Here is a 23977-nt window from a genome sequence, read left to right as displayed (position 1 = left end):
GATTTCACCGAATCTATGATATACAAACAAAAAACAGAAACTTGCCATCACGGGCGCGCCTCGGTGCGAGCGGCTGCAGGGCTACGTAACGCGACCACAGTCACGGACGCGTCGATCATGCGTCCATGACTGGCCTCGTCAGCCAGCCGAGAACTGCCCGCCGATTGAATCTGCAGGTCCTCCACAAGCAGCGCCGGGGAACCGGTGCTACTCACAGTATCGAGAAACCGCACCAATGCAGGCCACGAACCGGTCAGCGACACCCTGACCGCCAGACGCTCAAAAAGGCCCCGCCGAACCAAAGGCAACGGCTCCTGACTGCTCAATTGTATCTGCGCCGCTTGCCCCGCAGCTTCCACCAACTCCTGCAAGCGCGCTTGCGCGGTCGCGTCAGAATCCTCTCCAAGCAAAACACCGCCCCTGCTTCCTTCCTCCGCCGCTCGGATCGCTTCTTCGTGCAGGCGCGGGATGGACGCGACCAGCGCCCTCGTCCTGAATAGAATATCCCGCTTGCCTTCGGCGTGATCTTTCAGATCGTCGTACAAACCCGTCACGACTGAGGCCAACAGCCAAAGCAACGTCAACGTGATTGCCGCCAGACCTATGGCGGTCAGCTTCCCGGCGCGGCCGACCGGCAGACGTGCGACAGGGAGCGAGGATGACGAGGAAAGAGGAGACGCCATGTTCCGATCAGTTCGGCGCGGTCGCGGTGATCGTAAAAGCATCCGTATTCGTATCGCCCGAATGCGTCACCGGCCCTGAAAACGCTGCGTCCGCGAACCCGGCCCGGTGCTCAAGCAAACCGATAAGCTGCGGCGCTTCGCGCGTCTGCCCTTGGGCCGTCACATGACGGTCACGCACGGTCAAGGCGGTCAGAAACGTATCGTCCGGCAATGTCTCTGTCAGAGCCTTCAGGACGCCCATAATGTCGCCGACACTTTTCCGCTCGTGCGTCACTGCAGACTGACCCGCAGTATAGCCGCTGATTTCGCGTCGCAAGGCTTCGGCCCGCGCCCGCTCCGGCGCAAGAGCCGCGATCGCCCCATCAACGCGCGCCATGGCCACCGCCTGCATGGCGAACGGCGCGGCCAGAAGCGCGCCGCACAAGACAGGCACACCGATCCGCAACGCCAGACGGGGTCGCGCAGCGGGGCGCTCCAGCGGAATTTCGACAGGTTCGTCACGCTCATCACGCCCCACGAGACCGACCGGAATCAAACCGCGTTCCCTTAGCTGCGACAGAGCATTCTCAAAGACAAAGTTTGGAGCGTAGACTATCGAGAACATGGTTCCAACGCCCGAGGCGACCACCTCCTTCGGGCGAGCGACCCACGCCGTCTCCGCAGCGTTAAACGGAGTCAATCGATCGAATTCATAGGTCAGCAAACCAACAGCATCCGATACTGCGGCTGCAGGGACCAGCACCAGCCTCGACAGAGCGCCGCCCTCCGGCAATGCAAGCCTTACCTCGCCCCTCCGCCAACGCCCAACGAATTTTCCGGCTTTCGGCGCCGCGGAAGCGACGATCTCGTCCAGAACGCTTTCTTCCAGACGCCCATTTCGTCCTATTGAGACGATTACGCCTTTCTGGCCACCCCCACGCCACGGCGGCGGAAGGCACTCGCGCAACTGGCCGCCCCACCATTCGACGAACCCTTTCAGGCCACTTTTTCCGATGGAGGACGCGCTACTCATCATTGAAAGGACTGACCTCAACCTTTCTTGAGCGAACGCACGCGCAGGGTGTGCCGGAAACATTCTCCCCAACCGCTTTTGGAGACAATGTCGCCGCTGGATACCACCGCCTCACAATCATCGAACAGGCATGATATATGATATATTTATGACACATTAACGAAGAGTCTGGCCCCGCGTCAGGCGCTCTTCTAAATCATTCCACGCATGCGCCCCATGAATCACCGCCTCACCATCACTAAAGCAGGCGGATCGCCTGTCGTCGTCGCATGGCACATCGGCGAACGATTCCGCGTACCGTCGCGCCCCTCAGAGCGCCAGTCTTACAATCCAGATGGCTGCGGCAAGCGACGGGCCGAAGGGAAGCATCATCGTCGCGCTTACGCGCCTGCCACGAAAAATTGCTCCCAGTGCGGCGAGAAGTCCAAAGCACGATGCGAGCAGAAGAACGAGCGACAGGTGACTGCACCCTACCCATGCCCCAGCCGCCCCCAACAACTTCGCGTCACCGCCTCCCAGACCGATACGGCCACGCAACCGTCGATAAGTCACACCCAGCAACAGCAGCCCTGTCCAGCCAAGCCCCGCCGCCAACGCACGATCACCCATCACATCGACGTCGCCGGAAAGTATCCCCTCGAACAAACCGACGATCAGCAAGGGCAATGTCAGAACGTCTGGCAACCTGAGGCAAATTACGTCGATCCAGGCCAGCGCCAACAGCATCCACCCCAAAACGCATTCGAACCAAAACGTGACCGGATCTGTAGACCACTGCCCGAGCGGGTCTGCCCTATGCAACACCGCATATCCAACCAGCGCCGACATGGGAGGAAGAAAAGCGGCAAGTTCTATATGAAGATGTTGCGGATCGACGTTGGCGCCACAATGGCGACAACGCCCCTTCTGGACAAGCCACGACAGGATCGGCGCCAAATCACGCGCGCCAAGCTTCGTCTGGCACGTTTCACAATGGGAACGACTGGCCGCGAACGGTTCGCCACGTGGAATGCGCCGAATCAGCACGCCAAGAAAACTTCCTATGAACGGCGCGATGAGAAACGGAATACAAAGAGCTGGATCAGGCATGGCGCGTCGGACACTGCGCCCACCGTTTTCATACGACAAGAGACAATTGTTCGATGAGCATGACCGTATCATCGGGTGACCAGCGCCTTGCCGACGCGCTGCTCTCCACAGGCGCCAGCGATATCCGCGCTCTGGACCGCGCCAGAGGCGTCGCGGCGGATAGCGGGCAACTGCTTCACGCCGTGCTGTTGCAACTCGGCCTCGTCAGCGAAGGCGGACTAGCCTCCGTATATGCCTCCATCCTCGAACGGGCCATAGTTGGCCCATCGGAACTGGAACGGATCGACGAACCGCTCTTTTCCAACCGACTCAGCAGCCGTTTCCTGAAACAGGCCCGTGCGTTACCGATTAATCAAAACGAACACACGCTGCGCCTCGTCATGGCCAATCCTCTAGACGACTACAGTGCGGCCGCGATCCGTCTTGCCACTGGATGCGAGGTCATACGCGACGTTGCGACAGGGGCGGATCTGGAGGCAGCGCTCAACCGCCTTTACCCGGATGACGAGGAGAGCGAAGAAGCAGACGGATCACAGAGGACTCACGACCCAGCCGAGGAAGACGCCGATCGTCTGAAAGACCTCGCCAGCGAAGCGCCTATCATCAGGCTTGTGAACCAGATCATTTTCCGCGCTGTCGAGACGCGGGCCTCTGACATTCATATCGAGCCGTTCGAGGATCGTCTCGTCGTGCGCTATCGCTATGACGGTGTGCTGCATGAAGTAGACAATCAGCCGCCGCGCACCACTGCAGCGCTGATTTCACGTATCAAGATCATGGCGAAGCTGGACATCGCCGAGCGGCGACTACCTCAGGATGGACGAATCAAACTCGCCGTCCGCGGGCACGAGGTCGATTTCCGTGTCTCCACCGTGCCGTGCCTGCACGGAGAAATCGCGGTGCTACGCGTGCTCGACCGCACCACCGTCAGCTTCGATTACAGCCGTCTCGGCCTCGCCCCCGAAATCGTCGCCTCGTTTCGCGACGCCCTGGAATTGCCCAACGGCATCGTGCTGGTGACGGGACCGACCGGCAGCGGCAAGACCACGACGCTTTACACCGGTCTTTCCGGAATCAACGCGGTCGACCGCAACGTGGTGACGATCGAAGATCCGATCGAATACCAACTCGCCGGAATCAACCAGATTCAGGTGAGACCAGTCATCGGCCTGAACTTCGCCAGTCTTCTGCGCGCGATCCTTCGTCAGGATCCCGACGTGATCATGGTCGGTGAAATCCGCGACATTGAAACTGCGCAAATCGCCGTGCAGGCGGCGCTGACGGGGCATCTGGTGCTCTCGACGCTGCACACGAACTCTGCAGCCGCCGCCATCACCCGGCTGCGCGACATGGGGTTGGAGGACTATCTGCTGACCGCCGTCCTGCGCGGCATCCTGGCGCAACGGCTGGTGCGGCGACTGTGTCAGACGTGCCGCCATCCGGAGACCGCCCCTCCCGAGCTGCTCCATCGTTTCGCACTGGACGCCACACGCCAGCACACGCTTTGGCGCGCCGCCGGCTGCGCTGAATGCCGTCACACGGGATATCGTGGACGAAGCGCCATCGCCGAGTTCCTGCGCCCCTCCCCCGCGGTCACACGCCTGATCCTTTCCGGCGCCGATCATGAACAGATCGAGAAGGCCGCCGTTTCGGAAGGGATGGTCACGATGTTTCAGGCCGGTCTGCGTGCGGCCCTGGCAGGAGAGACCACGATCGAGGAAGTCAGCCGCATCGTCGGCGGCGGCGAGTGAGCGAAATCGCAACCACCGTCGACGGGGCGTCGCGCTGGACCTACCGCGCGCTTGGTTCGGATGGTGGCGTCACGACTGGAGAAATCGTCGCAAGCACCGAACAGCAGGCTCTGATGCTGCTGAAGCGGCGAAAGCTGACGCCGCTGCTGGTCGCGCCAGCTTCGCGCGGCGGCGCATTGCGATCGGGGCTTGGCGGATGGCTGGCCCGACGACGCGACCCGGTGCTGCGCCCAAAAGCGTTGACCGAGTTCACACGGCAACTTGCGACCATGCTCTCCGCCGGCCTTGATCTTGACCGGGGGCTGCGTTTCCTTGCCGAAACGTCGCCGCACCCGCAGGCCGCCCGCGCCATCGGCCTGATCCGCGACAAGGTCCGCGACGGCGGCTCCTTCGCCGAAGCCCTTGAGGCGTCGCCACGCAGCTTTTCACGCCTGTATGTGGGGTTGGTGAAAGCGGGAGAAGCAGGCGGCGCTTTGAAAGATTCTCTCCTGCGCCTCGCCGACCTTCTCGAACGCGAACGCAAGATGGCCGCGACGATCCAATCAGCCATGATCTACCCGACGGTTTTGATGATCGCGTCTGTGTTCTCCGTGGTCCTTCTTCTCACCCACGTCCTGCCCCAGTTCACGCCCCTGTTCGCCGAAAACGGCGCGGCGCTCCCGACGCCGACAAAAATCGTCATCGCGTCGGGTGATTTTCTCAGCGCGTGGGGCGTTTACATGCTCGCCGGACTGATCGGCGCAATCTTCGCCATGCGCGCCGCCCTGCAACGTCCTGATATCCGCCTCACCGTCGATCGTGCGTTGCTGCAGATTCCGATACTTGGAACTCTGACACGCGAAATCATGGCCGCGCGCCTGACCCGCACGCTGGGAGCCCTGATGCGAAACGGGGTGCCGCTGGTCGGCGCCTTGCGCATCACCGAAGGCATAATCGGCAACCGCGTTGGTGCGGCGGTGATCGCCGACGCCACACGCGCGGTGCGCGAAGGTGGCAGTCTGGCTGCCGCCTTGGAGCGCGGCAGGGTTTATCCAGTCGCCATGACGCATTTCCTTCATGTCGGCGAAGAGACCGCCCAACTCGCGGTGATCTGCCTCAAGGCCGCAGACATTCATGAAGAGGCGAGCCGCGTCACCATCCAGCGTCTTCTTGCAATTCTGGTGCCCGCGATCACCATCATCATGGGCGTCCTTGTCGCAGGGATCGTCTCGGCGCTGCTGCTCGCCATGCTGAGTCTCAATGACCTCGCGCAGTGACTTCCCCAGGTCGCGATCACCTTCTTCGGACAGCGGCTTCACCCTGCTCGAGGTCATGGTCGTTCTCGTCATCGCCGGATTGCTGCTTGGAGTGGTAGTCGAACGCGGTCCGTTCCATAGCGATACCGTCACATTCGGCGCTGCAAAAACGCAGGTCCTGTCCATTCTCCAGAACGCAAGGAGCGCCGCCATGACCAGCGACCAGCCGACCGTCGTCGTGTTCGACGCGAGCCGTCGCGAATTCGTGACACGCACAGGTAAGCGCGAACGGATAGATCGGCTGACCGGCTCCGTCGTCATGACCATTCCGGCTTCACAAGGGGGCGCCGCAGCGCAGGGCGAGATCCTGTTCGACGCAAACGGTGCGACATCAGGCGCCCCGCTTTTGCTCACCCTCGGGCAAAGAGCTGTCCTGTTCACAGTAAGCCCGGCGACCGGGCGGATTCTTGTCGATGCGCCGTAATCCTTCATCCTCCAGGCGATCGCGGCCCGACGCGGGCTTCACGCTTCTGGAAGTCATCGTCGCGCTCGTGATCGCCAGTATGGCGCTGGCCGTGATGTTCGGCGCCATGGAGACGGGGCTTTCCGGGAACAAGCAGGCCGACATGAGCCTGCGTGCGGTGTCCGTCGCCCGCTCGCAGCTCGACGCCATGCTGACTTCCCCACGACTGCATCCGGGCACGAATGATTACGTCGTCAACGGCGGATACAGGACATTTGTCGAAATTCGTCAGATATCAACCGGCGGCGGTCGCTCCGTCGAAGAAAAACTTGGCCTCTACACAGTGGATGTTACGGTCGACTGGGGCGCGCTCCACCACTCCGTCAAGCTTTCCGGACGATCGGTCCGCCCCGCGACGGCGACAGAATGACAAAAGACCGCACGCACGCCCGACGTTCGGGCGACGCCGGATTCACTTTGCTGGAAATCATCGTCGTCACACTCGTCTTCGCACTTCTTTCAACCGCGTTATGGCAAGGAAGCGCCATCGGGGTGCGCGGTTGGGCCCTTGAGCAAAAAACGTTCGAACACATGAGCGACCTTCAGAGCATGGAAGACGCCTTACGCCGTATCGTGACACGCTCGGAACTGTCAGATCCGGGTCTTCCCCCAGCTTTCACAGGCGTGAACGACCGACTCAGCCTGATCTCATGGCTACCGCAACAGGAAGGCTACGCCCACGAAATCGAAGCCGGCATCGGCGTGGACGCCAAGCATCGCCTTGTGTTGCGCTGGCGCCCCTACCGCCGCGCGCGTTGTGCAGGAGCGGAGCAAGCCTTTCACGAGGAAGTTCTGGCGCGAGATATTCAGGCGATCAGTTTTTCCTATTACGGACGAAAAGAGTCCTTTCATGGGTGGCAGAGCAATTGGTCTCGCCCGGAGCTTCCATTGCTTGTTCGGATTCATATCGTAACGATGACGCCCGGCGTCCAATGGCCGGATATGTTGATTCATCCGAGTCTATCGGGCGCAGAATCATCATAAAACATTTAAAATAAATGATATTTGCAAAATAATTTAGAACCATACGTCATAGAACCGTCATAGTTTCTTCATTATCTTCCTGACAAAAATTTAACTAAATGTTTCACGAACAGAAAGGCGCGACGCCGATTCAAAGCCGGACGCGGCTTGAAACATGATGCCTTCACTGGCGGAGCGCGCGCTTTTGTTCGCCGTCCGCATAGGACACCCTTAATTCAACTGCATGGCAGAATGGAAGGTTCCAAAATGTCTCAACCTGTTTGGAGACGCCTGCGCAAGCCGCTTGGCCGCTCGGTCGCGCATCTGACCGCGGCCTCAATGGTGGTTTCTCCTATCGTGACGACGGCGCCTGCGGTCGCGAAGACCGACACGGCGAAAACCACACTTTCGATAACCTCTACGGAACATATATCCCGAAAAAAGGTGAAACCGTAGACAACATTTTATCGAAGAAGATCGTCAAGGTCGACGGAACGCCCGGCGCGAACTTCGCGACCGCTGCGCAGATGCAGGCGACCGCCAGCACCGAGTACGCCATCGCGCCGAAGAGCAAGACCCCTTACACGATTCTCCCGCCTCCGGGCCTGTCCGGAACGCCAGCCAAAGCTTCCGACACGGATCCCGCTCCCTTTGCGACCCTCGCCGGCGTCGAAGCCTTTGAAAAGGCAGTCGGGAATGACGGCATCGACCGCTCCGACTGGTTGAAGATGACGACCGGCGCCAGCGGCCTTGGATCGTCTGGCGTCGACACACGCATCACCAACGCGAACAACCTGCCCGACGGACCGTTCCAGTTCACCGGCGCGACGCTGCCTTACGATTCCTACACAGGAAGCCCTGTCCATCGCTTTTTCCAGATGTGGCAGGAAACGGATTGCTCGCTCGATCACGCGACCGCAAAAAATCCCTCAGGCTGCCTGAACGACCTCTTTCCTGGGGTCGAAGTGCAGACCGGAACGGGTGGAAACGGCAAGGCCCAAGCATCGAACTTTGGAACCCTTACGACCGGAGAAGGATCGGTCGGCATGGGGTTCTACAACATGGCGACAGGCGACGTTCCATACCTCAAGTCGCTGTCTGACAAATACACGACCAGCGATAATTTCCACCAGTCCATCATGGGCGGCACCGGGGCAAACCACATCGCTCTCGGCACGGGTCTTGCGATTTATTACACGGACGGCAACGGCGCGGTCGCAACCCCGCCAAGCACGCAGATCGAAAATCCAAATCCGCAAGCCGGTACGACTAACTGGTACACGCAGGACGGCTACTCCGGCGGCTCCTACGTCAACTGTTCGGACGACAGCCAGCCCGGTGTGAAGCCGGTCGCCCAGTATCTGAAGTCCCTTCCTGGCAAGCACCCGAAACGGTGTAAGGACGGCGCCTACTATCTCGTCAACAACTACAGCCCCGGCTATCTCGGCGATGGCACGGTCAACACCGGCACCTATGTCATTCCGCCTTCGAACGTGCCCACCATCGCTGATCGCCTGAACGAGAAGAAGGTTTCATGGCGTTACTACGGCGCGGGCTGGGACAACTACGTCAAGGACCCCAGCAGTCAACTTGGCGGCGTTTATTGCGACATCTGTAATCCGTTTCAGTATGAAACGAAGATTATGGCGAACGCCCAGCAGCGCGAAGGGCACATCAAGGACATCAACGATCTCGACGCCGATCTCGCGATGGGCAATCTCCCGGCCGTTTCTATCATCAAGCCGGACGGTGTTCTCGACGGTCACCCAGCTTCCTCCAAGCCTTCGCTTTTCGAAGCCTTCACGAAGCATGTGATCGAAAAGATCAAGTCGAATCCTGAAGTCTGGAAGCACACCGCTATTCTCGTGACCTTCGACGAAGGCGGCGGGTCGTGGGATTCGGGCTATATCCAGCCTCTCGATTTCTTCGGCGACGGCACACGTATCCCGGCGATCATGGTCTCGCCCTATTCGACGGGCGGTCATATCAACCACACTTACGGCGACCATGTGTCCTTCCTGAAGTTCATTGAAAAGAACTGGGGTCTGAAGCCGGTTTCGTCCACAGGGCGTGACAATCTTCCGAACCCCGTGACGTCGAGCAGCAACCTCTACGCGCCGACAAACAGCCCGGCCATCGGCGATCTGATGGACATGTTCGACTTCGGCAAGTCGTCGAACGGATCCGGATCTGACGGCTCCACTACGGGTGGTTCGCCGTCCAAAGGTGGCTCCGGCGGCTCCAGCTCAACCGGAGGGTCCTCCTCAACGGGCGGTTCGTCCTCCGATACAGGTCTGATCCAGAAACTTCTGAGCGAGATCGAATCCGCTCTTGGAAATTTCTGGACGTCTCTCAGTTCCCTGCTCTTCGGCTGATCCCGCAGACGACGCGCTCCGCTTCAAGGCGAAGCGCGTCCCGATCCAAAGCGTCGCCGCTCCGAAAGAGCGTCGACGCTGTCATCAGCTTCTGCCCGGACCGACCATAATAAGTCGGCCCGGGCAGAAGCTGCGTTTTCGTCACTTCACCCGCGCGTCCAGGCAGGACAGAAACAATGCCCGTACATATTCCGGAAATTCTGACGCCGGATCAGGTCGCCGAATGTCGGCGTCTTGTGGCCACCGGCTCGTGGGTGGACGGACGCTCGACCGCCGGGCCACAGGCCGCCCATAGCAAGAAAAACATGCAACTCGCGCCAGAATGCACGAAAGCTGCGGCTGCGCGCGCCGTTCTCCTTCAGGCCTTATCCGATAGTCTGCTGTTTCGCGGCCTCGCCCTGCCGCGCCTCATCTACCCGCCCATGTTCAATCGTTATGACGAAGGTATGACCTACGGCCTGCACGTCGACAATTCGGTGCAGACCATCCCCGGCGCGAACGGACAGATGATGCGAGCCGATCTCTCGGCGACGCTATTCCTCAGCGATCTCGAAGAGTATGAAGACGGTGAGCTTGATCTGGTGACGGACTGCGGATCGGAACTGATCCGCCTGCCCGCCGGAGACATGATCGTCTATCCAACCACCATGCTGCACCGCGTAACACCCGTAACGCGCGGCAACAGAGTCGCCTCGTTTTTCTGGATACAGTCGCTCGTGCGAGACGCCGCGTCACGATCGCTGCTCTTCGCTCTGGACAGATCGATCATCGACCTGCGGAGCCGAACGCAACCTGACGATCCGGCGGTCCTTTCGCTGACCAATGTGTATCACAACCTCGTCCGGCAATGGTGCGATGCGTGAAGGTTATCATTTCATGGGATTGTCACAAACACCCCCTGTAACACTTCTATAAATTCGCCTGTCTTTTCTTCGATCACTGGACCACGCGAGCGACCATTGGCGGATTTTTCGACGCCCCACACCGCCGACACGACTGCGGCTCCGCCCACCGCGCCTTCCTCTGCGGCGACGCGGTCCCTGACGCGCATTCTGGCTCTCACGGGCGCGACGTCCCTTATCGGCGCTCTCGCGGCTTTCGTAGTGCGCGGAGCCGCCTTGCGTCCTGCGGCCGCGCATACCGCGTTCGCGGACCTTGTACTCCGCAGTCCGCTGTCCGGCGCAGTCGTTGCATCGTTCGTCCTGACCTGCGGCGCAACTTTCTCCGCGCTACCCCTGCTCCGCGCGATCCGGTCGCCCGACCGGAAAATCCCTCTCTGGCCACAGGCAGTTCTGCTTACACCCTGCCTAGCGCTGTCATTTGCATCCGCTTCACGCGCGTTTACACACACGGCGTTTGTTGCATCTGGCGCAATTCCCGCAGCAGGGCCGCTCGCCACCGGCGTACTGGCCTTCGCCTTCGTGCTTCTCCTAGCTGAGCGTTTTCTGACGACGCGCCCGACAGCCATGCTGCGGCCCGTGTCCGGCGCGCCAGGCGTGCTACGTCTGTGCCTCTGTGTGCTGCTGCTCGCAGGGTTGCTGCTCGGCGACCTTGCCGGAGGGGGAACGCCGCCAGCGTGGCTATGGAAAGTTCCCGCCGGTCTCGTAGTATTCGGATCGTGCGAGATAGTCCTGCGCCTCGTCGCCGGTCTTTTCGCTCCGCCCGCAGAAGCGCGGACCGCCCGCTCCTGCGTCGACGTCGTTGCCTTCTCGGCGCCACGCGCTCTGACCCCGGCGCATATTGGAGACATACTTCGACGGAAGTTCGGGCTGGACTTTGAACGAAGCTGGGCTCTCGCCTTCGTGCGCCGTGCCGCGCCGCCGGTCGCGCTGGCGATGCTGCTGTTGACCTGGGCCGGAAGCGGCGTCGTACAGATCCCCCAGAACCAGAGGGGGGTCTACGAACGCTTCGGGGTTCCCACAGCCGTGCTTCGCCCCGGCCTGCACGTCACCCTGCCCGCGCCGCTAGGGCGGGTGCGTCTTGTCGAATTTGGCGCCATCCACTCTCTGGCGGTGTCGGACGCGACTGCCGCAGCCAGAGCCTCGGACGTTTCCACTGCGGAGGGCGAGCCACCCGACAGCGCCAATCGCCTCTGGGATGGATCGCCCGAAGATGCGTCATACCTCGTCGCCCGGACGCAGAGCGACGGACGCGCCGGGTTTGAGACGATGACCGCCAATCTGCGGGTTCTGTATCGCGTGCGTCTCTCCGATCACGGCGCCATGGACTCGCTCTACACGGTAGCTTCGCCGGAAACTTTATTACGATCTCTGGCACGACGTCGGCTTGTCGATTTTTTCGCGTCGGAGACACTTGATGGCGTAATGGCCACCCGACGGGAACACATCGCGGAAACCCTGTCGCGTAACCTGCAGCAAGATCTGGACTCCCATCGCTCAGGGCTGGAAGTCGTCGCGGTTCTTGTTGACTCCGTGCAGCCGCCCGCCGCCGCCGCGAAAGCGTGGCGTCTCGTGCAAGCGGCCGAGATCAAGGCGCGAACGTCGATATCCGAGGAAAACGCACGCGCGGAAGAAACGCACGCTCTCGCCGCGCGGGATTCCTATACCGACGAAGCGCAGGCCACGGCGCAGGCGCAGTCGATCCGCAGCTCCGCCGAAGCGGACGCAGCCCGCATGGACGGAGACGCCACCGCGTGGCGTGTCGGCGGACGCGCCTTCCTTCTGGAGCGCTATCTCGCAAACCTGAAACGCGGTCTGGTCGGGGCCAACATCACCGTCCTTGACGCCAAAGTTCAGAACGCCCTGCTCGACATGCGCGCTGGCGCGACGTCACCTTCCGCCCCTCAGGACAATTTGGACACGAAATGAGCGGACACGCATCCCACGCCGCCGACGCTTCCCGCAGCGCCCCCTCTGGCGCGACGCTTGGCAGATTTGCGCTCGCAGGCGCAGTTTTCGGCGGCGCGCTGCTCGCCGCAACGTCGCTTACGGTCTCATCCGGGCAAGCTGTGGTCGTCACCCGCTTCGGAGCCCCCGTCCGCGTGCAGACATCGCCCGGTCTGACATGGAAAATGCCCGCCCCGCTGGAAATGGCGCAAACGGTGGACATGCAGACGCGCACCACATCCGGCGGCTTGCAGGACGTTGGCACTCGTGACGGGCTACGCGTTCTCGTGCAGGCGTTCATCGCATGGTCCATCCCGAACGATCCTGATCAAATAAAACACTTTCTCAGGGCGACGGGAAACGACCCGGACGAGGCCGCTCGTCAACTCCGCTCCCTGCTGGGTTCGACCTTGCAGATCGTCGCCAGCGATTTCGCGTTGAGCGATCTTATCAACACCGTCCCCTCCGCTGTGAAAACTGGCGAATTCGAAAAGAAACTTCTCGCAGTAATTCGACCCCAGGCGGAGGCGATTTATGGCGTGCGTATAGAGCAGGTCGGCGTCGAGCGCCTGAGCCTGCCTGCCGAAACCCTAAGCGCCACAGTTGCGAGAATGCGCGCAGAGCGGGAGACAGTAGCAGCCGCGCGTACGGCGGAAGGCCTGCGCAAGGCGGCTGCGATCAAGGCTGACGCAGAGCGCGACGCACGCATTATCGTCGCCCGCGCGAAAGCGGAAGCCGCTATCACCGAAGCAAAGGCGCACGCACAGGCCGCCGCGATTTACGCCGAAAGCTACGGCAAGGCGCCCGATCTTTACGCGGCGCTGCGTACGCTCGGCACAATCAACGAAATCGCTGGGCGTAATACGCGGCTCGTGATGCGCACGGACGCCGCACCCTTCAACGTCCTCACCGGCCTGCCCGGCGCCGGACGCACCGTTCTGGACGCACTTCCCTCCCCCGTCGTCCCGCAGGACGCCATCCGGGCCGCGACGGAAAAACGGTAATGTCCGCCTCCGCCCGCCCCCTCCCCGTCGATCAAGCCCACGGAGACACGTCCATCGCGCCCGTGCCGGTCTCTGGCCCGCTGGAGCAGACCGTCCGCTTCACCTTCTTGCTGCTTGCCGCCGTAACAGCGCTTCTTGGACTTTTCTGGCTAACCGGAAACGTGCGCTCCGTCCCGACCGACAGCACCGCCGTCGTGGTCCTTTACGGGAAAGTCGTCGACGTCCGACGCTCCGGCCTCGTCATCGCTCTGCCGCGCCCATTCGAGGAAGTAACGTTTCTGCCGTCCAGCGATCATCAGATTTCATTGCGCGTCACCCGCGACAACACAGCATACGCCAGCGACGAAACCGACCTCGAACTTCAGGAATCCGACGACTGGCTGCACATGGAAAAAAACCGTGACGCGGCGAACTCCAGCTATCTGCTGACCGGCGACGGAAACGTCGTCAGGCTGGACGCGACATTGTTCTATAAGGTGGTTCGGCCCGTCGCCTATATGCAGGCCCAACGACACGTGCCGCCCGCGTTACGCCGAACGTTCTACGCCGCCGCCACTCACATCGCCGCATCCCACCCGATCGGAGACTTTCTGGTCGTGCGTTCGGGTGGCGACGAAACCGGCGCCGACGAAGCGACCACCCGGCGCCGCGCAGCCCTCCGGCAGGCCTTGATGGACGAAGTGAACGCGCGCCTTCGCGCACTGAACGGACCCAATGCTGATCTCGGAATCGAGGTCACGCGGATAGACCTTGTGCCGATCCTGCCGCCGCGCGCGAAAGAAGCGTTTGATCAGGTCCTCACGGCGGAGCAGGTCGCCGCGCAGGGCGTCGCTGCGGCTCGCACCGACGCGGAACGAGTCATTCAGAACGCCAATCGCGAACGAGATCGCCTTCAGACAGACGCATCCGCCGCGGCCGAGGAAATGGTCCGGCAAGCCTCGGCCTCGACGGCAACCATTTCCGCTGACGAAACCGCAGCAGCCGACGCCCCGCAGCCCGTGCGGGACGCCGCTGCGCTAAAGGCGTGGCGCGATCGCGTCGCCGTTTTCATGTCCCGCGTCGGAGAAATCACCAGCGTCGCCCCCGGAACCGGCCAGACCATCCTTTCGGTTTCCCCGACGTCGCCCCAAGCCGAAGGAAACACCCAATGAGCGCCAGCGCCTTTTCCGCCGCGCCCAACGCTCTTCGCGGGCTGGAACAGCGTGCGGAGGCGGCGCGAGACGCAGCAGCCGTCCCCCTGACGACGCGCGCAGAGCGGTGGGCGCTTGGCATGCGGTTAACGCTGGCGATGGTCGCATGCTGGCTTCTCGCCATCGCAGTAGCATGGCGCTTTCTTGTCGGTGGCGACAGCGCCCTGCCGGATCTGGCGTCCGCCGCCGCCGCCGTGCTGGTCGCCCCACCAATCCTCGCCGCAGCAATCGCCAGCCTGCGCCACCCGTCGCTTCATGGATTGACCGACCAACTGGTCGCGGTCGCCATGCTGGCCTCCTGGGCGGCTGGCGACCTGCTGACCGCAGCCCTCCTTCCGATCATCATGATCGCAGGCCACATCCTTGAAGAACGCTCGCTGCTCGGCTCGCAGGAGGCGATCAGAGCGCTTGAACGACTGGTCGACACAACGACGCTACGTATCCGCCCCGACGGCGCCGTCGAAGCCGTTTCCGCCGCCGACCTGCGCGTCGGCGACAGACTCGAACTGCGTGCGGGCGACAGACTGCTGGCGGACGGCCTCATTCTCGACGGCCAGTCATCGCTGGACATGGCGTCTCTGACAGGCGAGTCCGCGCCCGTCGAGGTCGCTGCAGGCGCCCATGTTCTCGCCGGGTCCATCAACCTGTCCGGCATATTGACCGTCGAAGTCACACGGATCGGGGACGACACTGCGCTCGGGCAGATCATCGCCCTGATGGAGGTCGCAGAAGACGCCAAGCCGCCGCTCACGCGTCTGCTGGAGCGCTACGCCGGTTCCTATATGGCGTTGATTATGACCGTGGCGGCCGCCGTCTGGTTCGCTTCCGGATCGACGGCAGCCATGCTCGCAGTGCTTGTCGCGTCATGCCCCTGCGCCGTGGTGCTGGCTGCTCCCGCCGCATCCATCGCCTCAATCGCGGTCGCCGCCCGGCACGGAATTCTGATCAAGGGAACCGCCTTCCTCGAACATCTGGCGGAGGTGGACTCGCTTATCATCGACAAGACCGGCACCCTGACCACAGGTCATCTCTCACTGGAGCGCGCGCTTCCCGCCCCCGGCGTTAGCGAAGTCTTACTTCTCGACCAAGCGGCTTCGATCGGCGCGCTGAGCGCCCATCCCGTCAGCCGCGCACTTCATCGCAGTCGCCCGGAGGCGCCGCAGATACAACCCCACGACACGGAAGAACTGCACGGCCTTGGCATGCGCGTCACTCTGGCCGGCGGCGCCATTCTGCGCATGGGACGTCCAGCCCTGCTTATCGCGGCGGGCGTCGATCCCGGCCCCGCGCCCGAGCACAGTGGCCCGATGGTGTGTCTGGGAATGGACAACCAGTTCCTCGGCTGGATCCTGTTGTCTGACCAGCCGCGCGATGAGGCCGCCGATGCGATGGAAGAACTACGCACTATGGGGCTGACCCGACAAATCCTGCTGACAGGGGATCGCCGCGCGGTCGCCGAGCGTGTCGGGCGCGACGTCGGCGTCTCCGAAATCCGAGCGGAAGTGCTTCCCGCAGAAAAAATGGGATGTGTTCTGGAGGAAATCGAAGAGGGCCGCCGCCCGCTCGTGGTCGGAGACGGCATCAACGACGCCTTAGCCCTACGTGCGGGCGCCGTCGGCGTCGCGATGGGGGCGGAAAGCACCGACGTAGCTCTCAGTTCGTCCGACCTCGTGCTCATGCAGCCCAACTTACGTCGCCTCGGAACGGCTATCCGTCTGAGCCGCCGGTGCCGCCGCACCATTCAGACCAATGTCGGCATGGGCGTCGGCTGGACCGCGATCCTGATCGGCATGGCCGCCTTCAACTTGCTGGGTGCGCAGGGAGCGGTGATGGCGGCATTACTGCACAATGCCTCGACGCTGGCTGGACTGGCGAACGCGGGCCGGCTGCTGCGTTTCGACGAAAACGGTCCGAGCAAGGAAACGAAAACCAGATGAACGTTCTTCGGCTTGTCGTCTTTCTCTTCGCGGCCCAGCTTTCCTTCGCATACGCACGCGCCGAAGCTCCCGATCATAGCCCTCCACTCGCGCACGGCCCCGGCCAAGTGGCAAGCAGCGCCCCGCCCCATCCGGCGGATGGACCAACCTCGCCGGAGACACCTCCGTCAGGACCCGATGCGGATGATGCTTCAACGGAGGCCACGGATTCCGCCGCACCGGAAGAACCTCTCAGCCCCGTCGCCGCTGCTTTACTGGATCGTCCTCTGTTCGAACCCGACCGACGGCCCAAAGGTGACGCCGCACAGTCGCGTGACGCCTTGAGATTATCCGGCATTGTCGGACGAGACGGACGCTGGACCGCCATCTTTCATGACGGTCCGGCAGACTCGCGCAGCAAGCCACGGGTCGTTGGGCAAACGATCAACGACTGGACCGTCACGGCAATTACCGGAAAAGAGGTGACACTGCGTCGCGATTCAGAAACGACCTCGCTCGCGCCTACATTCCTGTCCTCAGGAGCCATTCCGACTGAGGAGAAAAAACCCAATATCCGCGCCATCAAAATTCTCAAGACCAAGAAGACCGATCCCCACCTCGCGTGGTGATTGGCGCTACGGTCTGCTCCTTATCAGGGGCATATAGCGATACGTCGTTTGATGTGAAGACTTCCGAACGGTCACCCTGAAACCGAACATTGCGCTCTATTATAGATATATATTACAGAAAATTTGATGACCGAATAACGCTCGGCCAACCAGATGGATCTCCGATGTAGCGAAAATCGTCCCGAATCTGGGAACGAACGCACCTTATATCGGCCGCCGGGCGTCAAACGGGTCCGACGACCGCATATTCTTGCATTACAGTTTTGCGACGCCCATAGTCGCTGCCATGCTACCCGACCGCTTTCACTCTCCTGACCATGTTCTTCGCCCTTTATCCATGGAGGATGCGGAGAACATATTTAATGGCTACGCGCAGGATCCTGAAGTGTCGCGATATACGATCTGGGCCCCACACAAACGTCTGTCAGAGACGAAGGAGTTCGTTGCCACCTGCATTTCTACACCGCCTGAATTAAGAAGAACATATTCAGTATACGACACCAAAGAAACCAGCTTTCGTGGCTTGCTTTCTCTACGCCAGATCAAGCCGTTCCACGTAGAAGTCGGATATGTATTGGCGCGACCGTGGTGGGGACGCGGCGTCATGACTGATGTCTTGAAAACGACCGTAACATTAATGCTGTCTCAGAGAGAGTGTTTCAGAGTTAGCGGCATCTGTGACATGGAGAACATAGGATCTGCTCGCGTCATGGAAAAAGCTGGATTGACGCGTGAAGGCGTCCTCCGTCGTTATATCGTTCATCCCAATGTCAGTTCTTCTCCACGTGACTGCTTCATCTATGCTGCCGTTAAGTAGTGTAAAAATACAGCAACCATGCGTCACCATCTAACGTTTTCAGCAATAAATGAAGAAAATAAAAAATTATAATTCGTAGACTATAACCAACTAGCACGCGACGTCCACTATTCTCCACGACGAAGAAAAATAGCCGTGCACCTGAATATGCCGCCGCTCATATCTTGGATGCTGAACTTACGCCGTTCGTTCCGAAACACGGATCGTTCAGGACTCGTCCCACGGAACAATTTGTAAATTCGGCCAATGAGAAAGCCATCGCGACACCTTGGCTTCATAAATCTGTGCCGTGATCTGCCGTTTGTTCGCTCGGACAATGCCGTCGAACATATCCGTCAAACCAAATGGCGCATAAACCTCAATGTCATCCTCTCCCGGGCGAATCCCCGCTGCTGTCGCCGTTGTCGGAAACGTGTCAATCGCGTCTGTGACGGAACGATATGGCGCAATTGAATAGCCGAATTTTTCCTTATACCAGACGTGAACCCTCGCTTCATTCTTTACATCGACCCAGAGAGGAATGTCAGAAAGAACGCTGCGAACGCGCTCAGAATTTTGTTGTTCACTATCTGCGGAAATGTCGGTCGAATCGAAATACACAAGGTCCAGATCTAAAACACCGTGTTCAAGAGGAAATCCAAATTTCTCGTTCCACACCGTTTGAGCAAGACATCCTGCCACCAACCAGCAATTCTTTAGATCAATAACCGACCACGCGTCCAACACCTTGCGTAGCGGTGGACTCATAAAAATCAGGCGCTCAAGATGAACACTACAGATCCTCTCCTTATGAACTCCACCCCGATCATATAACACGAGTCCAAATCCTATAAATTAGCTTGATCTGCATGAACCCGATATGAGAGCTATTTTTCCACGCACAAAAATTGAAAATCATAAGCCTTATGAACAAAAAATCGCGGAAAGAACAACATACCCCTCAAGTAAATTCTTTACGCCTTCACAGCATAAGGCGATCTGATGTTTACTCAGATCGCAATTCTTACGGCCACAGTCACGCCAGATCAAATCGCAACAATAACGGTACAGACCCTTTACCCGCCGACCTTCTGAAACTTCAGGACAAAGTTATCCGCTTCCCCTACCGCCTCATATTTTGCGCGATCCTTGTCGCCCAGAGCGAGCGTCGGTGGTAGCGTCCACACGCCCTTGGGCCAGTTGGCGGTGTCACGCGGATTGGCGTCGATTTCCGACGAGGCCACCAGCTTGAATCCTGCCGCCTCGATCAGCCTGATCGCATAGTCCTGCCGGACGTAACCGCTTTTCGCCTGAGGATCCTGTTCTGTCGCGGTCGAGCCTCGATGATCTTCAACGCAAAGAGAACCGCCGTTCTTTAGCGCACGGCGAATGGCCGCCAGAATAACCTGAGCGTCCCCCGCATCCATCCAGTTATGCAGATTACGGAACGTCAGCACGAAATCGACGCTGCCCGGCGGCGCCATATCCGCGTCGCGCGCTCCCAGTTTCGTAATTTTCACCCGATCGTAAACACCAGGCTCGGCACCAAGCATCGCTTTGAAGCGCGATGTCAGGGCGAACTCCGCCTCGACCTCATCCCCCGCCGGGTTGCCCATCGCCAGATAATACGCGCCTTTATCATGCAGTAGCGGGGCCAGAATCTGCGTCCAGTACCCACCACCGGGCCATATTTCAACAACGGACGAGTCTGGCTTTATCCCGAAAAAGCTCAACTCATCAGCCGGATGCCTCGCAGCGTCTCGTGCCAGAAATTTCGGACTCCGCGTCGGCGCATGCACAGCAGCTTCGATCGCCGCCGCAGGGCCTGAGGAAAGTCCTTTCATCGTAACGGTCGCGCTGTAAGCCAGCGGGGTCGACACGGCAAAGGCCGCAATTGTGTTGACGAAAAGCGCACTGAACGAACGGACTTTCATAACGGTGCCTCCTCTGTGCGTCTCGTCGTCATCGTTCCATCGTGGCACGAAAAAATCAGAGCAGACGCGTTACTTTTAGAACCAACCAGGTGCCGAGCATGATCATGAAGCAGATACCGCCCGCGATCACGGTGTCCCAAGCCCCGCCGCTCAGGAACATTCCCCCCGTGTTCATACCGAAGAAGCCGGTCACGAACGTCGCAGGGAGCATCAAGGTCGTCCCGACCGAGACGATATAAAGGCGACGGTTGGTTTCTTCCGCCTGATTGGACGTCAACTCGTCCTGAAGCGATCGCGCCCGGTCCTGCAAGGCGAGAAGATCGTCCAGGGCGCCGTGGATTTGACGCTGCGACCGATCACGCAAATCATCCTCAGCCCACTCTGGAAGTTCTAGCTCTTCATCGTGAAAGATACGGTTGACCGGCGCGATGACGCGGCGCAGCTCGGTCGAACGACGGCGCACCTGTCCGAGCATACCGCTCATACGACCAAGATCGGTGTCCCGGTCGAGCAGCAACAGCACGTCCTCGGCGCGATCAAGCTGATCGTCCAGGCGCGCCAGATCCCGCCGCGCCGTGTCCGCGAACTCAAGCAACGCGCGATCGACAAGCCGCGCTGGATTCGGCGGCACCTGCCGACGCTGCAACTCCCGATACACGACGCCCAGCGCCGGAATGGGATGCCGACGCGTCGTGATCAGCAGATCCGGCAACGCCGCGAACCGCCAGATGCACACATCGCGCTCATCGTCCGACATGGCGTCATCAAACGCGGGCAGCGCACCGAACACCAGATCGTCCTCAGACTCCAGACGGGCGCCCCGATCCGTGCTGGTAAGCGCCTGCCGCGCGTCCTCAGGCAGGCAGGGAATATTATCCACCTGCGCCCGCGACATGCTGTGCACGATGTCGAAATGCAGCCAGACCCAACCCGGCCGCTCCAGTGGAGCACCCTCAAGACGCCGGGAAACCTCCTCCTGCGCCAACTTTTCAGGTCTTTCACCGGGATTGCAGAGGATTGCCCAGACGAGGCCTTCGTTCATCATGGCGCCAGCGTCCGTCGGGACGAGGGAAAGCGAACGGGTTTCACTCATCGATCCCACCTCCTCTTTCCGGTTGGCGTCCACATGACAAATCACCCGGCACGGGCGCATCGACGTTCAGTCGGATAGGCGCGCTGCGGCGTCCGCACGGCTGCAGTCCGACCTTTCGCACAGCCTTTCCGCACTGACAATGCGCCTTGGACGCGAAGCTTTAGATCAACCGGCGCGCAGTGACACGCGCGCGCGCAATCCACCTGCCGGACGGTTTTCGAGCAAGAACGTCCCCGCTGCGCGCTCGACTTCCCGCTTGACGATGGCGAGACCGAGCCCCAAACCGCCGGTTTTACGTGAACGCGATGATTCAACACGATAAAATGGCGTCGTAACCCGCGCTATCTCCGTGTCGGGAATTCCCGGCCCGTCATCCTCAACATCCACGGTGACCCAGCCTGAGGCCTCATGCACAGATATCGTAGCTGATCCCGCGTAATTCAACGCATTTTCGACCAGATTCGTGAACGCCCTCTTCATCGACAATTGCGGCAGTCGAACCGGCAACCGGTCCGGTCCATTATAGACGACATTCTCCCCACGATCCGCCGCATCGTCCGCGATGGTGCTCAGCATCGCCGCAAGATCCATCGAACGTGGCTCTTCACGCTTTTTCTCTCCGGCAAGATAGGCAAGCACTCCGCCCACCATCGCCTCCATCTCGACGATGTCGGCCTCAATCGCCTCCTGCGCCTCTTCATCCGACAAAAACCCTGCTCGCAGCTTCAGGCGCGCAAGTGGCGTGCGAAGGTCATGCGACACGGCAGCCAACGCCTCCGTACGGTCATCGATAAGATGCGTGATTCGTTCCTGCATCGCATTGATGGCGTGCGCCAGTCGCCGCACTTCACGCGGCCCCCTCTCCGCAAGGGGCTCCCACTCGCCTGAACCGACCGTGTCAGCTACGGTCGCCAATGCCCGCAGCGGCAGGCTGAGCGTGTGCACGAGCATGGCAGCCGCCAGCAACACGGCCAGCGAAACGATAGCCGCCGTGACGAGCCCCCGCGTCACCAGATGCGTACGCAGGATGTCTGGAGCCGTGAAATGCACAAGGCTGCCGTCCGACAGCATGAGCATGCCATTGACGTCCGGATCGGAGCCCCGTCCCGGCTGAAGCCGCAGCCCATGCCGCCCAAGCATGGGATTGGCCGTGACTAACTGCTCATGAAGCGCACTGAACCGGGACTGCTCAGGAACGTCGTCATCAGACGCCTTGGACGGTCGCCAGTCTATATGAAGGTCGCCGTTCGAAAGCATGGTCGCAAGCACCGGGCGCATGCTCGGACCCGTTCCCTCCAGCACACGTAAATCCGTGGCCAGACGCTCGCCAATCAGCCCCAGCCGGTCGTCGTCCTCGATATAGATTTCAGCATGTTCATACAGGGTCCAGCTGACGACGAACACCAGCCCGATCGACGCCAGCAGCACGAACATGACACGGCCGACCAGCCCTCTCGGCCAAAGCAGAATACGCCGCTCTCTGGGCGGCGCTTCCGGCATGATCCCCGGACGCGCAGTCACGCGCGACCTGTCACACGCGCTCTATCGGCGCGGTGAAAATATACCCTTGGCCGCGCACGGTGCGAATCAGGCTCTCCGATTCACTGCCAAGCTTGCGGCGCAGTCGGCTCACCAGCACGTCGATGGAACGGTCCGATACATCGCCCAGCCGCGTGCGCGACAATTCAAGCAGACGATCGCGTCCGATCACCCGCTGCGGATTGTCGAGAAAGCTCACCAGAAGATCGTGCTCGGCGCCTGAAATCTCAACCGTGGCGCCGTTGGGGTCGAACAACTCCCGGCGGCGCAGGTCGAGCGACCAGCCAGCGAAGTTGATGACCTCACGCCGGGGCCGTCCGGCGGCGACCGCCGGAGCCTGCTGGCCACGTCGCAACACGGCCCGCACGCGAGCGAGCAGCTCCTTCTGACCAAACGGCTTGGCGACGTAGTCATCCGCACCCAGTTCCAGCCCAAGCACACGGTCAAGCTCCTCCCCACGCGCGGAGACGATGATGATCGGCATCGCGGTGAAGGCTTCGTCTTCAAGACCACCCTTCACGCCGCCCTGACGCAGGTTCCGGCACAGGTCGAGACCATTCATGCCGGGCATCATCACATCGAGGATCAACAGATCCGCAGTCTCCGTCTCCAGCGCCTGCCACATGGCCCGTGCGTCCGGAACAGCGCGGACGCGATAGCCGTCCGCTTGAAGCGCGCGCGTAAGTAAGGTCCGCATGCCGGGGTCGTCCTCAACGACCAGAATTCTTACCGGAAGGTCTTGCAGTTCGGCCTCGCGCACAGTCACGTCGGTCATCTGAGGGGGTTCGTTCCGTTTGTTATGTCCCTGTTGACGCAGGGTATCGTCTTTGCTGGCGCCCGTCGAGAACGCGAAGCAATCCAGACGAATCAGTGATCAGACTTCATCACGCATCCGGTTCATCTCTAACCCGGATCGGCCAGGCGCATTACGGGCAGAGCCTTCCGAACGGAAGCGACGTCGCCTTGGAGAAGACACGGCGACGCAAGGGTTCGAATATGGCAGGAACGCGCACTCTAGCCAGACCACGCATTCTCGCACTCACGAAAACCTAAACGCCCTTCTCAATGCCCCACAGTTTTCGAAAACACATTCATGACCAGAACGCCCGCCACAATCAGCGCGATCCCCGCGAGCGCCGGCGCGTCGAGTTTTTGCCCCTGCGTGACCCAGGCTATTGCGGCGATCAGCACCACCCCCACACCGGACCATATGGCGTAGGCGACGCCGGTCGGAATTTCACGCAGGGAAACGGAAAGAAAGTAAAAGGCCACCACATACCCGGCAGCCATAATCGCTGTCGGTCCGGGGCGCGTAAAACCATTGGAGAGCTTAAGAAACGACGTCGCCGTAACTTCGGCCAGTATCGCGATGAGGAGAAAAAAATAGCTCATGGGCGCA

At 60.7% G+C, this 23977-nt stretch carries 22 protein-coding genes; 13 read left to right on the top strand and 9 right to left on the bottom strand.

Translation table 11 applies throughout. The annotated features are described in order from the left end of the window. Positions 1-47: 47 nt before the first annotated feature. From gspM to HK28_RS01040, 3 genes are all read right to left on the bottom strand, one after another. Positions 48-683 carry a type II secretion system protein GspM gene (gene gspM / locus HK28_RS01050; RefSeq protein WP_158093344.1) on the bottom strand — a complete coding sequence of 212 codons (636 nt, stop codon included), beginning with the start codon at positions 681-683 and terminating at the stop codon, positions 48-50. Between the two features lie 7 nt (positions 684-690). Further along, positions 691-1698: a PilN domain-containing protein gene (locus HK28_RS01045; protein WP_086642744.1), complete on the bottom strand. Its 1008-nt coding sequence runs from the start codon at positions 1696-1698 to the stop codon at positions 691-693. Positions 1699-2004: 306 nt separating this feature from the next. Beyond that, positions 2005-2784: an A24 family peptidase gene (locus HK28_RS01040; RefSeq protein ID WP_086642743.1), complete on the bottom strand. Its 780-nt coding sequence runs from the start codon at positions 2782-2784 to the stop codon at positions 2005-2007. Between the two features lie 53 nt (positions 2785-2837). Here HK28_RS01040 and HK28_RS01035 point away from each other — a divergent pair, with 53 nt between their 5' ends. The 13 genes from HK28_RS01035 (at position 2838) to HK28_RS00975 (ending at position 18033) form a co-directional block, all read left to right on the top strand. After that, positions 2838-4535: a GspE/PulE family protein gene (locus HK28_RS01035; protein WP_086642742.1), complete on the top strand. Its 1698-nt coding sequence runs from the start codon at positions 2838-2840 to the stop codon at positions 4533-4535. Then, entirely contained in the window at positions 4532-5791 is a 1260-nt protein-coding gene (locus tag HK28_RS01030) for a type II secretion system F family protein (RefSeq protein WP_158093343.1), read from the top strand. Before HK28_RS01035 ends, HK28_RS01030 begins: the two co-directional genes overlap by 4 nt. After that, on the top strand, positions 5775-6254 hold the full coding sequence (locus HK28_RS01025; protein ID WP_086642741.1) for a prepilin-type N-terminal cleavage/methylation domain-containing protein: 480 nt from the start codon (positions 5775-5777) through the stop codon (positions 6252-6254). The genes HK28_RS01030 and HK28_RS01025 overlap by 17 nt, the downstream gene beginning before the upstream one ends. Beyond that, positions 6244-6663, top strand: coding sequence for a prepilin-type N-terminal cleavage/methylation domain-containing protein (locus HK28_RS01020; RefSeq protein WP_086642740.1), 420 nt, complete (start codon positions 6244-6246; stop codon positions 6661-6663). The genes HK28_RS01025 and HK28_RS01020 overlap by 11 nt, the downstream gene beginning before the upstream one ends. Continuing rightward, positions 6660-7277, top strand: coding sequence for a prepilin-type N-terminal cleavage/methylation domain-containing protein (locus tag HK28_RS01015; protein WP_086642739.1), 618 nt, complete (start codon positions 6660-6662; stop codon positions 7275-7277). The genes HK28_RS01020 and HK28_RS01015 overlap by 4 nt, the downstream gene beginning before the upstream one ends. Positions 7278-7537: 260 nt before the next feature. Beyond that, positions 7538-9631, top strand: coding sequence for an alkaline phosphatase family protein (locus HK28_RS01010; protein ID WP_086642738.1), 2094 nt, complete (start codon positions 7538-7540; stop codon positions 9629-9631). 176 nt (positions 9632-9807) lie between these two features. Next, positions 9808-10494, top strand: coding sequence for a Fe2+-dependent dioxygenase (locus tag HK28_RS01005; protein WP_086642737.1), 687 nt, complete (start codon positions 9808-9810; stop codon positions 10492-10494). Between the two features lie 96 nt (positions 10495-10590). Continuing rightward, complete coding sequence (locus HK28_RS01000; RefSeq protein ID WP_086642736.1) at positions 10591-12459, top strand: SPFH domain-containing protein; 1869 nt, start codon at positions 10591-10593, stop codon at positions 12457-12459. Next, complete coding sequence (locus HK28_RS00995; protein ID WP_086642735.1) at positions 12456-13481, top strand: SPFH domain-containing protein; 1026 nt, start codon at positions 12456-12458, stop codon at positions 13479-13481. Before HK28_RS01000 ends, HK28_RS00995 begins: the two co-directional genes overlap by 4 nt. Beyond that, entirely contained in the window at positions 13481-14632 is a 1152-nt protein-coding gene (locus HK28_RS00990) for an SPFH domain-containing protein (protein WP_086642734.1), read from the top strand. The genes HK28_RS00995 and HK28_RS00990 overlap by 1 nt, the downstream gene beginning before the upstream one ends. After that, entirely contained in the window at positions 14629-16608 is a 1980-nt protein-coding gene (locus HK28_RS00985; RefSeq protein ID WP_086642733.1) for a cation-translocating P-type ATPase, read from the top strand. Before HK28_RS00990 ends, HK28_RS00985 begins: the two co-directional genes overlap by 4 nt. Then, entirely contained in the window at positions 16605-17216 is a 612-nt protein-coding gene (locus HK28_RS00980; protein WP_086642732.1) for a hypothetical protein, read from the top strand. Before HK28_RS00985 ends, HK28_RS00980 begins: the two co-directional genes overlap by 4 nt. A 250-nt stretch (positions 17217-17466) precedes the next feature. Next, a complete protein-coding gene (locus tag HK28_RS00975; RefSeq protein ID WP_143217270.1) occupies positions 17467-18033 on the top strand; it encodes a GNAT family N-acetyltransferase in 567 nt (188 codons plus the stop codon). Between the two features lie 207 nt (positions 18034-18240). Here the strand turns inward: HK28_RS00975 and HK28_RS00970 are convergent, their stop codons facing one another. The 6 genes from HK28_RS00970 to HK28_RS00945 all read right to left on the bottom strand — a co-directional run bounded on the left by HK28_RS00970 (position 18241) and on the right by HK28_RS00945 (position 23970). Then, positions 18241-18849: a nucleotidyltransferase family protein gene (locus HK28_RS00970; RefSeq protein ID WP_198945746.1), complete on the bottom strand. Its 609-nt coding sequence runs from the start codon at positions 18847-18849 to the stop codon at positions 18241-18243. Between the two features lie 239 nt (positions 18850-19088). Continuing rightward, positions 19089-19946, bottom strand: a complete 858-nt coding sequence (locus tag HK28_RS00965) for a class I SAM-dependent methyltransferase (RefSeq protein ID WP_233140277.1) — start codon at positions 19944-19946, stop codon at positions 19089-19091. Between the two features lie 55 nt (positions 19947-20001). Then, positions 20002-21039: a CorA family divalent cation transporter gene (locus HK28_RS00960; protein WP_086642729.1), complete on the bottom strand. Its 1038-nt coding sequence runs from the start codon at positions 21037-21039 to the stop codon at positions 20002-20004. A gap of 165 nt (positions 21040-21204) precedes the next feature. Further along, on the bottom strand, positions 21205-22539 hold the full coding sequence (locus HK28_RS00955) for an ATP-binding protein (protein ID WP_086642815.1): 1335 nt from the start codon (positions 22537-22539) through the stop codon (positions 21205-21207). A 31-nt stretch (positions 22540-22570) separates the two neighbouring features. After that, positions 22571-23353 carry a response regulator gene (locus HK28_RS00950; RefSeq protein WP_086642728.1) on the bottom strand — a complete coding sequence of 261 codons (783 nt, stop codon included), beginning with the start codon at positions 23351-23353 and terminating at the stop codon, positions 22571-22573. A 287-nt stretch (positions 23354-23640) separates the two neighbouring features. Then, on the bottom strand, positions 23641-23970 hold the full coding sequence (locus HK28_RS00945; RefSeq protein ID WP_086642727.1) for a multidrug efflux SMR transporter: 330 nt from the start codon (positions 23968-23970) through the stop codon (positions 23641-23643). Positions 23971-23977: the final 7 nt, after the last annotated feature.

Origin of the sequence: Acetobacter sp. DsW_063 (assembly GCF_002153745.1) — a bacterium.
Taxonomy (GTDB): domain Bacteria; phylum Pseudomonadota; class Alphaproteobacteria; order Acetobacterales; family Acetobacteraceae; genus Acetobacter.
The sequence above is the reverse complement of the archived record's forward strand: the minus strand, read 5'-3'. Positions and strand labels throughout refer to the sequence as shown.